At 72.8% G+C, this 14,178-nt stretch carries 10 protein-coding genes; 7 read left to right on the top strand and 3 right to left on the bottom strand.

All coding sequences use genetic code 11. From position 1 onward, the window contains the following. Window positions 1–65: 65 nt before the first annotated feature. A complete protein-coding gene (locus K7787_RS25875; protein ID WP_223003125.1) occupies window positions 66–902 on the bottom strand; it encodes a TIGR03943 family putative permease subunit in 837 nt (278 codons plus the stop codon). Further along, window positions 899–1,951 carry a permease gene (locus tag K7787_RS25870; protein WP_223003124.1) on the bottom strand — a complete coding sequence of 351 codons (1,053 nt, stop codon included), beginning with the start codon at window positions 1,949–1,951 and terminating at the stop codon, window positions 899–901. Before K7787_RS25870 ends, K7787_RS25875 begins: the two co-directional genes overlap by 4 nt. 157 nt (window positions 1,952–2,108) lie before the next feature. On the opposite strand from K7787_RS25870, the gene K7787_RS25865 reads away from it, so the two are divergent. From K7787_RS25865 to K7787_RS25855, 3 genes are all read left to right on the top strand, one after another. Next, the gene (locus K7787_RS25865; protein ID WP_223003123.1) at window positions 2,109–3,095 is read left to right on the top strand and encodes a TIGR01777 family oxidoreductase; all 987 of its coding nucleotides are present in this window, start codon (window positions 2,109–2,111) and stop codon (window positions 3,093–3,095) included. A 53-nt stretch (window positions 3,096–3,148) separates the two neighbouring features. Beyond that, the gene (locus K7787_RS25860) at window positions 3,149–4,174 is read left to right on the top strand and encodes an alcohol dehydrogenase (RefSeq protein ID WP_223003122.1); all 1,026 of its coding nucleotides are present in this window, start codon (window positions 3,149–3,151) and stop codon (window positions 4,172–4,174) included. Between the two features lie 101 nt (window positions 4,175–4,275). Further along, a complete protein-coding gene (locus K7787_RS25855; RefSeq protein WP_019985718.1) occupies window positions 4,276–4,767 on the top strand; it encodes a lamin tail domain-containing protein in 492 nt (163 codons plus the stop codon). A gap of 105 nt (window positions 4,768–4,872) precedes the next feature. On the opposite strand, the gene K7787_RS25850 is transcribed toward K7787_RS25855, so the two are convergent. Next, window positions 4,873–5,811 (bottom strand): MIP/aquaporin family protein, encoded by a 939-nt coding sequence (locus K7787_RS25850; RefSeq protein WP_043260508.1) that lies wholly within the window; start codon window positions 5,809–5,811, stop codon window positions 4,873–4,875. A gap of 359 nt (window positions 5,812–6,170) precedes the next feature. Between K7787_RS25850 and K7787_RS25845 the strand changes: the two genes are divergently transcribed. Genes K7787_RS25845 through sbnB form a run of 4 tightly spaced genes read left to right on the top strand, consistent with a single transcriptional unit; the run spans window position 6,171 to window position 14,151 of the window. After that, the gene (locus K7787_RS25845; protein WP_223003121.1) at window positions 6,171–8,714 is read left to right on the top strand and encodes a Pls/PosA family non-ribosomal peptide synthetase; all 2,544 of its coding nucleotides are present in this window, start codon (window positions 6,171–6,173) and stop codon (window positions 8,712–8,714) included. Between the two features lie 14 nt (window positions 8,715–8,728). Further along, entirely contained in the window at window positions 8,729–12,031 is a 3,303-nt protein-coding gene (locus tag K7787_RS25840) for a non-ribosomal peptide synthetase (RefSeq protein ID WP_223003120.1), read from the top strand. A gap of 36 nt (window positions 12,032–12,067) precedes the next feature. After that, a complete protein-coding gene (locus tag K7787_RS25835) occupies window positions 12,068–13,072 on the top strand; it encodes a TauD/TfdA family dioxygenase (RefSeq protein ID WP_043260509.1) in 1,005 nt (334 codons plus the stop codon). Beyond that, a complete protein-coding gene (sbnB, locus tag K7787_RS25830) occupies window positions 13,069–14,151 on the top strand; it encodes a 2,3-diaminopropionate biosynthesis protein SbnB (RefSeq protein WP_164388109.1) in 1,083 nt (360 codons plus the stop codon). The genes K7787_RS25835 and sbnB overlap by 4 nt, the downstream gene beginning before the upstream one ends. The last annotated feature ends 27 nt before the right edge of the window (window positions 14,152–14,178 follow it).

Here is a 14,178-nt window from a genome sequence, read left to right as displayed (position 1 = left end):
GCCGGGGACCCGGGGTCCAGGGGCCGGCCGCGCCCGGCGGCCGGGAGGGGGCCGGCCCGCCGCCGTCAACGGGACGGCACCAGCGGCAGGTCGTCGGTGTAGCCGTTGATCGGCCGCTCGATCCGCCGTACGGCCCGGGCGTCGAGGTCGGCGGGCGCGGAGGCGGTGCCGAGCGTGCCGCCGGGGTGCCAGGCGCCGGTGACCGACACCCAGGTGTTCGCGGGCAGCGCCGGCGTGCCGTGGATCCGGACCTTCACCGACTGGGCGTCGGCGGCGCAGCAGGACAGGATGATCCGGGTCAGGTACCAGGTGTCCCGGCCGCCCTTGTCGGGCGTGACGAAGCCGGTCAGCAGGACCGAGCGTCCCCTGACGGCCCCCGAGGGGTCCTGCTGCACCCGGCGGGTGAAGTCGGTGAGGGTCATCGGCAGCGGCGAGGTCGCGGGCAGCGGGTCGAAGTGCCGCTGTCCGGAGGCGACGGCCTTGGGGGCCTCGCGGGAGGCGGTGTACGCGCCGAGGGCGGGCGGGGCGTAGAAGAGCAGGCTCAGCGCGGGCAGGAACAGCAGCCAGGCGACGCGGGGCACGGTGGAGTGGTCATGGCCGTGGCCGCCGTGGTCGTGCGCGCCGCCCTCGTCACCGGGGTCCTGTGCATCGCCCCCGCGGCCGAGTTCCCGTACGTCCCCCTCGTGGCCGTGGCCGCGTTCCGGGTGGTCGGCGCCGTGGGTCTTGGCGGGGGTGGCCCAGGCCTCGGCCACGCCCAGCAGGAGCAGCAGCACGCCGGAGGCGATGAGCAGCGGCCGCATGCCCTCCTTGACGTAGCGCAGGAAGAGGTCGGTGAAGAGGGAGGCGTGCAGCAGGCCGAGGCCGCTGAGGACGAGCAGGGTGACCTGGAGGGGGCGTCTCACAGCAGGATGCCTCCGACGATCGTGCTGCACAGGATCGCGACGACGGCGGTCGCGGCGGAGAAGCGGGCGGCGAAGGCCCGGCCGAAGGTGCCGGCCTGAAGGGCGATCAGCTTGAGGTCCACCATCGGGCCGACCACCATGAACGTCAGCCGCGCCAGGGGTGAGAATCCGGTGAGGGAGGCGGCGACGAACGCGTCGGCCTCCGAGCAGACCGCGAGCAGGACGGCGAGGGCGGCCAGGAACAGCACGGAGAGCCAGGGCGAGCCGGAGAAGGCGTCGAGCACCGTGCGCGGGACCGTCACGTTGAAGGTGGCGGCGGCCATCGCGCCGAGGACCAGGAAGCCGCCCGCGTGCAGGAAGTCGTGCTGGAAGCCCTGCCGGAACTCCGTCCAGCGGCTGTGTCCCGGCCGGTGCCCGGTGTGCCGCACGGTCGGCCGCAGCCACTTCTCGCGGCCGAACAGGAGCCAGAGCCAGCCCATGGCGGCGGCGGTGACCAGCGAGGCCAGCAGCCGGGCCCACACCATGGCGGGGTTGCCGGGGAAGGCGATGGCCGTGGCGGTGAGCACGACCGGGTTGACGGCGGGCGCGGACAGCAGGAACGCGAACGCGGCGGCCGGGGTCACGCCCCGGCTGATCAGGCTGTTCGCGACGGGCACCGAGGCGCACTCGCAGCCGGGCAGGACCACCCCGGCGACCCCGGCGACGGGGACGGCGAGGGCGGCCCGACTCGGCAGCAGCCGGCTGAACACATGGGCCGGCACGAAGGCGTTGATCGCGCCCGACAGCGCGGTGCCGAGCAGCAGGAAGGGCAGCGCCTGCACGGTGACGGCGAGGCAGACCGTCCGCCAGGCCTGGAAGGCCTGTCCGTCGCTCCACCGGCCGACGACGAAGACGACCGCGCCGGGCAGGACGGCCGCGCCGAGCAGGAGGGCCGGCCAGAACCGGGGCCAGCCGTGCGCGGGGGCCTCGCCGGCCCGTGCGGCCGCGGAATGGGCCGGGTCCGCCGGGGTGGCCCCCGGCTCCCCGGCCAGTACTTCGGTCTTCTGCATGGCGGCTCCGAACGTTCCGTTGTCCGCAGCGAACATAGCGGGCCGCGGCCCCGCTCCCGTGCGCGGGACGCGCGTCGGCGGTTCGCCGGAGATATTTTTGAACGCGTTCAGTTCTGGGGTTACAGTCGTCTCCTCCGACAGAGGGGGGACGAGGGCGATGAAGATCGTGCTGCCCGGCGGCACCGGGCAGGTGGGGACGGTCCTGGAGCGCGCGCTGACCGCCGCGGGACACGAGGTCGTGGTGCTGACCCGGCGGCCGGCGCGCCCGGGGCAGGTGCGCTGGGACGGGCGGACGGCCGGGCCGTGGACCGCGGAGATCGACGGCTGCGACGCGGTGGTGAACCTGGCCGGACGCAGCGTCAGCTGCCGGTACACGCCCGCCAACCTGCGGGAGATGATGGACTCGCGGGTCGAGTCCACCCGGGTGGTGGGCGAGGCGATCGCGGCCGCGGCCCGGCCGCCGGGGGTGTGGCTGCAGATGAGCACGGCCACGGTCTACGCCCACCGGTTCGACGCGCCCAACGACGAGCGCGACGGCCTGATCGGCGGCGCGGAGCCGGGCGTCCCGGACTACTGGTCGTTCAGCGTCGACATCGCGAAGGCGTGGGAGCGCGAGCAGGAGCGGGCCCGCACCCCGCACACCCGCAAGGTGGCCCTGCGTTCGGCCATGGTGATGAGCCCGGACCGGGGCGGCGTCTTCGACGTGCTGCTGCGGCTCACCCGGCTCGGCCTGGGCGGTCCGGTCGCCGGCGGCGCGCAGTACGTGTCCTGGATCCACGACCGGGACTTCGTGCGCGCGGTGCGGTTCCTGATCGACCGGGAGGACATCGCCGGGCCGGTGAACCTGGCCGCGCCGGGGCCGCTGCCGCAGCGTTCGCTGATGCGGGCGCTGCGGGCGGCCTGGGGGACTTCGGTCGGTCTGCCGGCGACCGGGTGGATGGCCGGGATCGGGGCGTTCGCGCTGCGTTCGGACACCGAACTGCTGCTGAAGAGCCGGCGCGTGGTGCCCGGCCGCCTGCTGGAGGCGGGTTTCTCCTTCGACCACCCCCAGTGGCCGCGGGCCGCCGAGGACCTGGTCCAGCGGGTGCGCGCCCGGCCGGCCGCGGCCCGCCCGGCTCGTTCGGCGCGCGGGATCGGGGGGTAGCTGGTGTGCTGGAGCCGGGGGTCCCGTGTCGTCTGCTGTTCGCGGAGGTCTGGATGAGTGCCTACACCGTCGCGCAGGTGGCCGCCGCCGGCGGGCCGTTCGAGCTCGTCGAGCGCGAGGTCCCCGAGCCCGGCCCCGGTCATGTGCGCATCGCCGTGGAGGCGTGCGGGATCTGCCACAGCGACGCCCTGTTCGTGGACGGGGCGATGCCCGGCACTCGGTTCCCGCTGGTCCCCGGGCATGAGATCGCCGGGCGGATCGAGGCGCTCGGCCCGGGCGCGGCGGAGTACGGCTGGCAGGTGGGCGACCGGGTGACGGTGGGCTGGTTCGGCGGCAGCTGCCAGCACTGCACGGCGTGTCGGCAGGGCGACTTCATCGTGTGCGAGAACCTGAAGGTCCCCGGCTGGTCCTACGACGGCGGGTTCGCCGAGCGGACCGTCGCCCCGGTCGACGCCCTGGCCCGCATCCCCGACACCCTGGAGGCGAGCGACGCGGGACCGATGGCGTGCGCGGGTGTGACCGTGTTCAACGGGCTGCGCCGCAGCGCCGCTCGGCCGGGCGACCTGGTCGCGGTGCTCGGCCTCGGCGGGCTGGGACACCTGGGCGTGCAGTACGCGGCGGCCATGGGCTTCGAGACGGCGGCGATCACCCGGGGCGCCGACAAGGCGGACTTCGCGGCGCGGCTGGGCGCCCACCACTACGTCGACAGCACGGCGGGCGTCCCCGTCGCCGAGGCGCTCCAGGCCCTCGGCGGGGCCAAGGTCGTGCTGGCCACGGTCGGCAACGCGGCGGCCGTCTCGGCGACCGTGGACGGGCTGACGCACCGCGGCGAGCTGGTGGTCATCGGGGTGGCGCCCGAGCCGCTGGGGATCAGCCCGCTCCAGCTGATCACGGGCGCCAGGGAGGTCCGTGGGCATCCCTCCGGCACCGCGCAGGACGTCCAGGACACCATGGAGTTCAGCGCCCTGCACGGCATCCGGCCGATGACCGAGACGGCGCCGCTGGCCGAGGCCGACGAGGCGTACCGCAAGATGCTCTCCGGCGCGGCCCGCTTCCGCATGGTGCTCACGACGGGCTGAGGATCGGCCACTTCACACTTCCTGCACCTTTCCGACACCTCGGCGTCACGCGTTGAGTATGATCCTCGCGGCTCATCCGCACCACCGAGGGGGGAACCTCAATGCGCATACGCGCCGCCCTGGCCGTCGCCGCCACGGCGGGCACGGTCGCCGTCGTCGCCGCGGCACCGGCCCAGGCCACCGAGTACTCGTCCGCGCTGAAGATCAAGGGCGTCCAGTACGACGCGCCCGGACGCGATTCCAACAGCTGCACCAAGGGCAACACCAAGAACGAGTACCTGACGATCAAGAACTACTCGCGCTCGACCGTCAACCTCAAGGGCTACGTCGTCAAGGACGCGACCGGCAACCGCTTCACGTTCCGCTCCAACCACTACCTGGAGCACGGCGACTACGTGAACCTGCGCGGCGGCAAGGGCACGGACTCCGACGCGAAGAACGTCGTGTACCGCCAGAACTGCAACTTCATCTGGAACAACGACAAGGACACCATCTACCTCTACAAGCCCTCGGGCGCCCGCGCCGACGTGCACTCGTACACCAAGTCCCGCGACGACCGCGACGGCAACGGCTACATCACGTACCACGGCTGAGCCCGTGACGGCTCCCCCGGCCGCCCGGCCGGGAACGCCCCCGGCGGTCCGGCAGGGCCGTCGGGGGCGCGCGACGCGGTCACCTCTCCGCCACGAGAGGTCCGGTCACTCCTCGTCCAGGGGGCGGGCGCGGCCGGGTTCGGGCAGTTCCTTCTGCTGGGCCCGGATGTGCAGGACGTCGCCGATGAACAGGTCGTAGACCAGCACCCCGATCAGACCGCCCACGAGCGGTCCCACGATCGGGATCCACCAGTAGTGGCTGAACGCGCCCGGCTCGCTGCCCGGCAGCGCCAACTTCCCCCAGCCGACGGCATAGGTGAGCAGCCGGGGGCCGAAGTCGCGGGCCGGGTTGATGGCGTATCCGGCGTTCGCGCCGTAGGACATGCCGATGGCGGCCACGGCGAAGCCGGTGACCAGCGGCCCCAGGTTGGCCTTCACGGCGGTGTTGCGCAGGTCGACGATGGCCACGATCAGCATCACCAGCAGGGCGGTGCCGACGATCTGGTCGATCAGCGGGCCCCAGTTGCCGCCGTGGAAGTAGGGCGCGGGGAAGGTGGCGAAGATGGAGAACGAGGCCACGGTGTGCCCGTTGGTCTTCGGCCCCTTCATGGCCTGGTCGAAGGTGTTGATGGCGTCGTGGTAGACGGCGTAGACCAGCGCCGCGCCGGCGAACGCGCCCACCACCTGTGAGGCCCAGTACGGCAGCACCTTCTTCCACGGGAACCCGCGGCGCGCCGCGAACGCCAGCGTCACCGCCGGGTTGAGGTGGGCGCCGCTGACGCCGCCGGCCACGTACACGCCGAAGACCACGGCGAACGCCCAGCCCCAGCAGATCAGCAGCCAGTCGCCGGCGCCCAGGAAGAAGGTCGTGGGCCCCTCGGTCCGGCCCGAGCCGGGCAGCGCGGCGACGGCCATGGCCACCACGCCGCACCCGAAGGCGATGAGGACGAAGGTCCCCAGGAACTCCGCCAGGCATTCGCCCCACAGACCTCCCCGACGCCTGAGCCGGGAGGGTTTGATCAGAGGCGGGATTTCTACGGCCATATCGGCCCCCTCGACGAACGGTCCGGCGTAAGAGCCGGGACGGCCCGGCTCCGGGGCCGCCCGCGTCACAGCCCGCCGGCGGTCCCGCGCACTGCTCAGTGTGCGCGCCCGGACCGGCTGCGGCCACTCGGCCGCATTCGGACCTCTGTCGGGTGACGTCACCGGCGTGTCGCGGGCCGCGCCACCTGCGCGCGCCCTCCATACGGGCGTACCCGAGTGGCAGGGCGGCCGGGACCGCACAAAACTGATCCATGGTTTGGTGATCAGGCGAAAAGGTTTCGTGATCAGGCGAAAACGCTCGGTCTCGGGGACCGGCCACCGCTGGCCGACGGTTTTCGACCTTTCCTCAGGGAGCTCGCATGGTGGAGAAGTCTGCCGACATATTGATGCCCGGGCCGGACGGAACCGCGGTGGCCCGGAGCACGTCCACCGCTCCGGCGCCGGCGGACACCGAACGGGAACTCGCCGGAATACTCGCGGACGTCGTCCACGCGGAACATGTTCCGCCCGAAAGCCACTTCTTCACCGATCTCGGCGCCAACTCCCTGGTGATGGCCCAGTTCTGCGCCCGGGTGCGCAAACACCCCGGTCTGCCGTCGGTGTCGATGAAGGACGTCTACCGGCACCCGACCCTGCGCGACCTGGCCGCCGCCCTCACGGCGACGGCCTCGGGCGGCGACACCGCGGCTCCTCCCCCGCCCGCCGACGCCCCGGCCCCCGCGGCCCCGGCCCCGGGCCCGGCGCCGGCCGTCCCCGCGCCGCCGGGCGCCGTGCGCCATGCGCTGTGCGGAACCGCGCAGGCGCTGGTCTTCCTCTGCTATTCCCTCGTCCTCGGAATGACCACCGCGTGGGCCTACGAATGGGTCGCCGCGGGTTCCGGTCTCCTCGACGTGTATGTGCGGTCGTTCCTGTGCGGCGGTATCGGATTCCTCGCCGTGTGCGCCCTTCCGGTGGCCGCGAAATGGATTCTCGTCGGGCGCTGGAAACCGGCGGAGTTCCCGATCTGGGGAGCGGCCTATCTGCGCTTCTGGATCGTCAAGACGCTGCTGCACGCCAATCCCATGATCCTGTTCGTGGGAAATCCGCTGTACGTGCTGTACTTGCGGGCCCTCGGCGCGCGGATCGGGAAGAACGTCACGATCCTCACCCGCACCGTGCCGGTCTGCACGGACCTGGTCTCCATCGGCTCCGGCACGGTGATCCGCAAGGACGCCTTCCTCCTCGGCTACCGGGCGCACGCGGGACGCGTCCAGACCGGCCGGATCACGCTCGGCCGGGACGTGTTCATCGGCGAGAAGACGGTCCTCGACATCGACACCGCGATGGGCGACAGCGCCCAGCTCGGCCACGCCTCCGCCCTGTACCGCGGGCAGGAGATCCCGGCCGGGGCCCGGTGGCACGGCTCGCCGGCCGAACCCACCCAGGTCGACCACGTACGGGTCCCGCCGGCCCGCTGCGGCACGCTGCGCAGGGCCGCCTTCGGCCTCACCAGCCTGCTGCAACTCTTCTTCGTCTACCTGCCGTTGGCGATCGGCGGGATCTACATGGTGTTCGCGGAGGTTCCCGCGCTCAGCAAGCGGCTGGACGCGGAGACACGGGTCGCCACGGCCGCCGAGTTCGTCACCGACACCCTCGTCGTGGCCACCGCGCTCTTCTTCGGCGGCCTCGTCCTCGGCCTCGCCGTCCTGTACACCGTGCCGCGCCTGCTGCGCCTCGCGGTCAGGCCCGACCGGGTCTATCCGCTCTACGGCTTCCACTACGCCGCGCACCGCGCCGTGGCCGCTCTGACCAACGTCCACTTCTTCCCGTGGCTGTTCGGCGACAGCTCCTACATCGTCCCCTACCTGCGCGGCCTCGGGTACGACCTGAACCGGGTCGAGCAGACGGGCTCGAACTTCGGCACCGAGGTGCAGCACGAGACGCCGTTCCTGGTCTCCGTCGGCAGCGGCACGATGGTCGCCGACGGACTGTCCGTGATGAACGCGGAGTTCTCCAGCACCTCGTTCCGGGTGAGCCGGGCGGCGATCGGCGCCCACAACTTCCTCGGCAACAACATCGCGTACCCGGCGGGAGCGAAGACGGGTGACGACTGCCTGCTGGCGACCAAGGTGATGGTGCCCCTCGACGGCGAGATACGCGAGGGCGTCGGACTGCTCGGCTCGCCCTGCTTCGAGATCCCGCGCACGGTGGAGCGCGACACCCGCTTCGACCATCTGCGCACCGGTGCCGAACTGCGCCGCAACCTCGCCGCGAAGAACCGCTACAACCTCCGCTCGATGGCGCTGCACCTGGTCCTGCGCTGGCTGCACACGGTCGTCCTCACCGCCCTCGCGCTCACCTCCGTCGATCTGTACGGCACGCTGGGACACGTGGTGATCGCCGGGTATCTGGCCCTCACCCTGGTCCTCACCACGCTCTTCCACGTCCTGGTGGAGCGCTCCCTCGCCTCCTTCCGCCGGCTGCGCCCCCGGCTGTGCTCCATCTACGACCCGTACTTCTGGTGGCACGAGCGGCTGTGGAAGGTGCCGGACCGGTATCTCGCGGTCTTCAACGGGACGCCGTTCAAGGCGCTGGTGTGGCGGCTGATGGGGGTGCGGATCGGCCGCCGGGTCTTCGACGACGGCTGCTACATCACCGAGCGGACGCTGACCGCCATCGGGGACGACTGCACGCTGAACGCCGGCAGCAAGATCCAGTGCCACTCCCAGGAGGACGGCACCTTCAAGTCCGACCACACCACACTCGGCGCGGGTGTGACCCTCGGCGTCGGCTCACACGTGCACTACGGCGTGACGATGGGCGACGGCTCCGTGCTGGCGCCCGACTCCTTCCTGATGAAGGGCGAGGAAGTCCCCGCGAACGCGGCCTGGGAGGGCAATCCCGCCGCACCGTCTGCGAACTGAGGAAGGGTCATTCGATGGGAGCGCTCGTGGCAGCGGACAGGGACTTCTGGACGGACGTGCTCACCGCCGGCGGGTTCACCCCCGTACCGCGGTGGACGCGGCGGCCCGTGCCGGGGGTCGCCGAGCACGGGGAGCCGGTGCCGGACGAGGTGGCCCGGGCGGTGCGCGCCCTGGCCGCCGAGCTGGGGGTGCCGGTGAGCGCGGTGCTGCTGGCCGCCCACGCCAAGGTGCTGGCCGCGCTCAGCGGCGAGCAGGACGTGGTGACCGGGCACACCGGGAGCGACAGGACCCCACTGCCGTGCCGGCTGACGCTGGCGCCGCCGACCTGGCGCGGGCTGGTGCGCAGCGCCCGGCGGGTCGAGGCGGACCTGCTGACGCACCGGGACTTCCCGGTCGGCGAGCTGCGCCGGGAGCTGGGGCTGACCGGGCCGCCGTACGAGGTGGTGTTCGACCCGGACGTTCCCGGGGCCGCCGAGGGCGACGCGGGTGTGCTGCCCGAGGACGTGGTGCTGGGCGTGGGGTGGAGCGACCCGGACGGGCGGACGGCGCTGCGGCTGCGGTACCGCACGGACGTGCTGGACGCGGGGGCGGCGGCCCGGATCGGCGGCTACCATCTGACCGCGCTGCGGCTGATGGCGGCCGACGCGGACGCCGAGCACACCCGGCAGAGCCTGCTGTCCACCGACGAGGTCCGCGCGCAGCTCGACGAACTGGCCGGGCCTCAGCGGGAGTTGCCGAAGGCACGGGCGCACGAGCTGTTCGAGCGGCAGGTGCGCGAACATCCCGACGCGGTGGCCGTGACGCAGGGCGGGCGGTCCTGGACGTACGGGGAGCTGAACGCGCGGGCGAACCGGCTGGCGCGGGCGCTGCTGGCCCACGGGGTGGGCCGCGAGGACGTGGTGGCGGTGGTCACCGAACGCGGCCTCGACTGGCCGGCCGCCGTCCTGGCGGTGTTCAAGGCCGGTGCCGTCTATCTGCCGATCGAGCCGCACTTCCCGGCCGGCCGGATCCAGGCGACGCTGGCCCGCTCCGGATGCCGGCTGGCGCTGACCGAGTCCGGCAGCACCGCCACCCTGGACCAGGCCCTCGCCGCGCTGCCCGGGGACGTCGAGAGGCTGCTGGTGCGGGACGCGTACGCGGAGGGGCACGATACGTGCGACCTCGGGGTGGAGGTGACGCCGGAGCAACTGGCGTACATCTACTTCACCTCCGGCTCCACGGGGGAGCCGAAGGGCGCGATGTGCGAGCACGCGGGCATGCTCAACCATCTGTTCGCCAAGATCGACGACCTGGGGATCGGGCCGGGGACGGTGGTGGCGCAGACGGCGCCGCAGTGCTTCGACATCTCGCTGTGGCAGTTGCTGGCCGCGCTGCTGGTGGGCGGCCGCACCCTGCTGGTGGAGCAGGAAGCCGTCGTGGACGTGGAGCGGTTCGTCGACACGGTGACGCGCGGCCGGGTCGGTGTGGCGCAGCTGGTGCCCTCCTATCTGGAGGTGGTGGTGTCGTACCTGGAGCGGCATCCGCGCGAACTGCCCGATCTGGCCTGTGTGTCGGTGACCGGCGAGGCCCTCAAGCGTGAGCTGGTGCAGCGGTGGTTCGCCCTCGAGCCGGGCATCCGGCTGGTGAACGCCTACGGGCTGACCGAGACCTCCGACGACACCAACCACGAGGTCATGGAGGCGGTCCCGGACCGGGTGCTGCTGGGCCGCCCCGTCAACAACGTCAAGGTCCTGGTCGTGGACGAGCAGTTGTCGCTGGTGCCGCTGGGCGCGCCGGGGCTGATCGCGTTCTCCGGGGTGTGCGTGGGACGCGGCTACGTCAACGATCCCGAGCGCACCCGGGAGGCGTACCGGCAGGACCCGTACCGGCCGGGTGAGCGCCTGTATCTGGGCGGCGACTGGGGGCGCTGGCATCCGGACGGCAAGCTGGAGTTCCTCGGCCGCCGGGACAGCCAGGTCAAGATCCGCGGGTTCCGGATCGAGATCGGCGAGATCGAGAACACGCTGCTGCGGGTCGGCGGGGTCCGTGACGGCGCGGTCGTCGTGGCGGAACTCGGCGGCGGCGGCACGCACTTGATCGCCTACTACAGCGGCCGCCGGCTGACCGACGAGGAGCTGCGGCGGGCGCTGGGCGCAGCGCTGCCCGCCTACATGGTACCGACGGCGTTCCACTGGCAGGAGAGCCTGCCGCTGACCGCCAACGGCAAGATCGACCGCAAGGCGCTGACCGCGGCGGCCGAGCGGACGGCGCGGGCGGACGCCGAGGCGTCCGGGGAGGGCGGGCCGGCCGCCGGTGAGGAGCACGAGGACGCGCCGCGCACCGCCACCGAGCGCCGGCTGGCGGACGCGTGGGCGGAGTTGCTGAGCGTGCCCCGGCACCGGATCGGCCGCCGGGACCACTTCTTCGACCGGGGCGGCACCTCGCTGACGGCGGTGAAGCTGACCATCGCCCTGAACCGCGCGGTGTCCCTCAAGGACATCACCCGCCATCCCGTGCTCGCCGATCTGGCCGCGCTGCTGGACGGCGCGTCCGGGCGGCGCACGGAACTGCTCCAGCCGCTGTCGGGAGGCAGGGGCGGTCGGGACTGCGCGCTGGTGTGCTTCCCGTACGCGGGCGGCAACGCGGTCAACTTCCGGCCGATGGCGAGTGCCCTGGCCGGCAGCGGGCTGGCGGTGTACGCCGTCGATCTGCCCGGGCACGATCTGGCGGCGGCCGAGGAGCCGTTCGCGCCGCTGGAGCGGGTGGTGGAGGACGTCGTCGCCGAGATCGCCGGGCGCGGTCTGCGCCGGGTGATGCTGTGGGGCCACTCCTCCGGCGCCGCGCCCGCCGTGGCGACGGCCCGGCGGCTGCACGGGAGCGGCGTGGAGGTGGTCCGGGTGTTCGTCGGCGCCCAGCTCCTCGGCACCGCGGAGCAACGACGGGCGGCAGCCGAGGAGTTGGCGCGGCTGAGCAACGCGGAGATCGCCGCGCGGCTCGGCGCGGACAGCGGGTACACCGAGCTGGGCGAGCTGAACGCGGCGCACGCCGAGCACATCGGGGCCGCCTACCGGCACGACTGCCTGGCCGCCCACCGCTACTTCGCCGACGCGCTGGAGCGCCCGCCGGCCGAGCCCCTGGCCGCGCCGGTCACCGTGGTCGTCGCCGCCGACGACCCGCACACCGACGGCTACCGCGACGGCCACCGCCGGTGGCGGCTGCTGGCCGAGCGGGTGGAGCTGCGCGAACTGACCGACGGCGGGCACTACTTCCCGCGCACCCGGCCGGCCGAGGCGGCACAGGCCGTGCTGGGCGCCGCCGAACTCCTGGCGTCCTCCTAGGGCTTGCGGGCCACCCTGCGAACGAAAGGAAACCACATGTCGTTCTCGTCCCCGGCGTCGCTGCTGGAGGTGGAGCTGCACCCGGACCGGCCGCCGGTCCTGCGCGTGGAGCAGCCGCTCGATGTGACCGGCTGGGCGGCGCAGTACCGCGAGGCGGTCCGGGCGCAGGTCGCCGAGCACGGCGCGCTGCTGGTGCGCGGCCTGGGGCTGCGGGAGCCGGACCAGGTGCGGGCCGTCTTCACCGCGCTGGGCGGTGAACTCATGGCGGAGCGGGAGGCGTTCGCGCCGCGGACCTCGTACGGCGCGGGCCTGTACTCCTCCACCGCCTGGCCGGACAACCAGCCGATGTGCATGCACCACGAACTGAGCTACGTCCAGCGGGTGCCGGGTCTGATGCTGTTCGCCTGTCTCACCGCGCCCGACCGGGGCGGGGCGACCGCGGTGGCGGACGCGGAGGAGGTGCTGCGCGCGCTGCCCACCGCGCTGACCGAGCGGTTCGAGCGCGAGGGCTGGCTGCTCACCCGCAGCTACAACGACGAGATCGGGGCCTCGCTGTCCGAGTCGTTCGGCACCGAGGACCGTGAGACGGTGGAGAACTACTGCCGCGCCCACGCCATCGACTTCGAGTGGCAGCCGGACGGGTCGCTGCGCACCCGGCAGCGCCGCGGCGCGGTGGTGCGGCACCCGGTCACCGGCCGCCGCTGCTGGTTCAACCAGATCGCGTTCCTCAACGAGTGGACGCTGGCGCCGGAGGTGCGCGAGTACCTGGTGGACGAGTACGGCCCGGACGGGCTGCCGTTCAACACCCGCTACGGCGACGGCGGCCCGATCGACGAGGACGTCGTGCGCACCCTCAACGCCACCTACGAGGACCACACCCGGCGCGAGCCCTGGCAGGACGGAGACCTCATGCTCGTCGACAACATCCGCAGCGCCCACAGCCGCGAGGCCTTCACCGGGGAGCGCGAGGTGCTGGTCGCCATGGCCGAGCCCTGGCATCCGGCCGACGGCCGCCCGAGCCCGGAAGGGAGCCGTCGATGACCTCCGTGACCTCCCCCGCCACCGGCGCAGCCCCCGCCGGCCGGCCGCCCCGGACGCCGTCCTTCGCGGTGATCCCCGGCGCCCAGGTGCACCGGGCGCTCCAGGGCCGCGAGCAGGAGATCGTGGACCTGGTCGAGGCCACCTACCGGCTGCACGGCGCGGGCCGGACGGTGAACCCGCCGTCGTACTTCCTGCGCTTCCCGGACCGGCCCACCTCGCGGATCATCGCGCTGCCGGCGTCGGTCGGCGGCCCGGTGGGCGTGGACGGCCTGAAGTGGATCTCCAGTTTCCCGGAGAACGTCGCGGCCGGGCTGCCGCGGGCCTCCGCGGTGCTGATCCTCAACGACCACGAGACCGGCTACCCGTTCGCCTGCCTGGAGAGCTCCATCATCAGCGCCTCCCGGACGGCGGCGTCGGCGGCGCTGGCCGCGGACCGGCTCAGCCGCGGCCGGACCCGGCCCACCCGGGTCGGGTTCTTCGGCACCGGTCTAATCGCCCGCTACATCCACACGTATCTCGCCGCCACCGGCTGGGAGTTCGACCGGATCGGGGTGTACGACCTGTCCGCCGACAGCGCGGCCGGCTTCAGCGGCTATCTGCGGCAGGCGGACGCGGCCGGTCAGCGTGCGGACGTGACCGTTCACGACAGCCCCGAGGAGCTGATCCGCTCCAGCGATCTGGTGGTCTTCGCGACCGTCGCGGGCGAACCGCACGTCACCGATCCCGGCTGGTTCGACCACCGTCCGCTGGTCCTGCACGTGTCGCTGCGCGACCTCGCTCCCGAGGTGCTGCTCGCCTCGGCCAACTTCGTCGACGACGTCGAGCACTGCCTGAAGGCGAACACGTCGCCGCACCTCGCCGAACAGCTCACCGGCGGCCGGGACTTCCTGGACGGCACCCTCGACGACGTCCTGTCGGGCCGGGTGCAGGCGCCGGCCGACCGGACCGTGATCTTCTCCCCTTTCGGCCTCGGCGTGCTCGACCTCGCCGTCGGCGGTTACGTCCACGACGAGGTGGCCCGGGCCGGAGAACTGCGCGTCATCGACGACTTCTTCCACGAACTGCGGCGGTACGGCTGATCCTCCTTCCGGCTGATCATCCGCTTA

The organism is Streptomyces sennicomposti, assembly GCF_019890635.1.
In the GTDB taxonomy this organism is placed as follows: Bacteria; Actinomycetota; Actinomycetes; order Streptomycetales; family Streptomycetaceae; genus Streptomyces; species Streptomyces sennicomposti.
Note: the sequence above shows the minus strand (reverse complement) of the source record. Positions and strands in the feature narration are given on the sequence as shown.

Bases quoted from the DNA above. Each gene is read 5' to 3' on its own strand.
- sbnB (WP_164388109.1), top strand. From the start codon at position 13,069: ATGACCTCCGTGACCTCCCCCGCCACCGGCGCAGCCCCCGCCGGCCGG.
- K7787_RS25835 (WP_043260509.1), top strand. From the start codon at position 12,068: ATGTCGTTCTCGTCCCCGGCGTCGCTGCTGGAGGTGGAGCTGCACCCG.
- K7787_RS25855 (WP_019985718.1), top strand. From the start codon at position 4,276: ATGCGCATACGCGCCGCCCTGGCCGTCGCCGCCACGGCGGGCACGGTC.
- K7787_RS25865 (WP_223003123.1), top strand. From the start codon at position 2,109: ATGAAGATCGTGCTGCCCGGCGGCACCGGGCAGGTGGGGACGGTCCTG.
- K7787_RS25870 (WP_223003124.1), bottom strand. From the start codon at position 1,951: ATGCAGAAGACCGAAGTACTGGCCGGGGAGCCGGGGGCCACCCCGGCG.
- K7787_RS25840 (WP_223003120.1), top strand. From the start codon at position 8,729: ATGGGAGCGCTCGTGGCAGCGGACAGGGACTTCTGGACGGACGTGCTC.
- K7787_RS25860 (WP_223003122.1), top strand. From the start codon at position 3,149: ATGAGTGCCTACACCGTCGCGCAGGTGGCCGCCGCCGGCGGGCCGTTC.
- K7787_RS25845 (WP_223003121.1), top strand. From the start codon at position 6,171: ATGGTGGAGAAGTCTGCCGACATATTGATGCCCGGGCCGGACGGAACC.
- K7787_RS25850 (WP_043260508.1), bottom strand. From the start codon at position 5,811: ATGGCCGTAGAAATCCCGCCTCTGATCAAACCCTCCCGGCTCAGGCGT.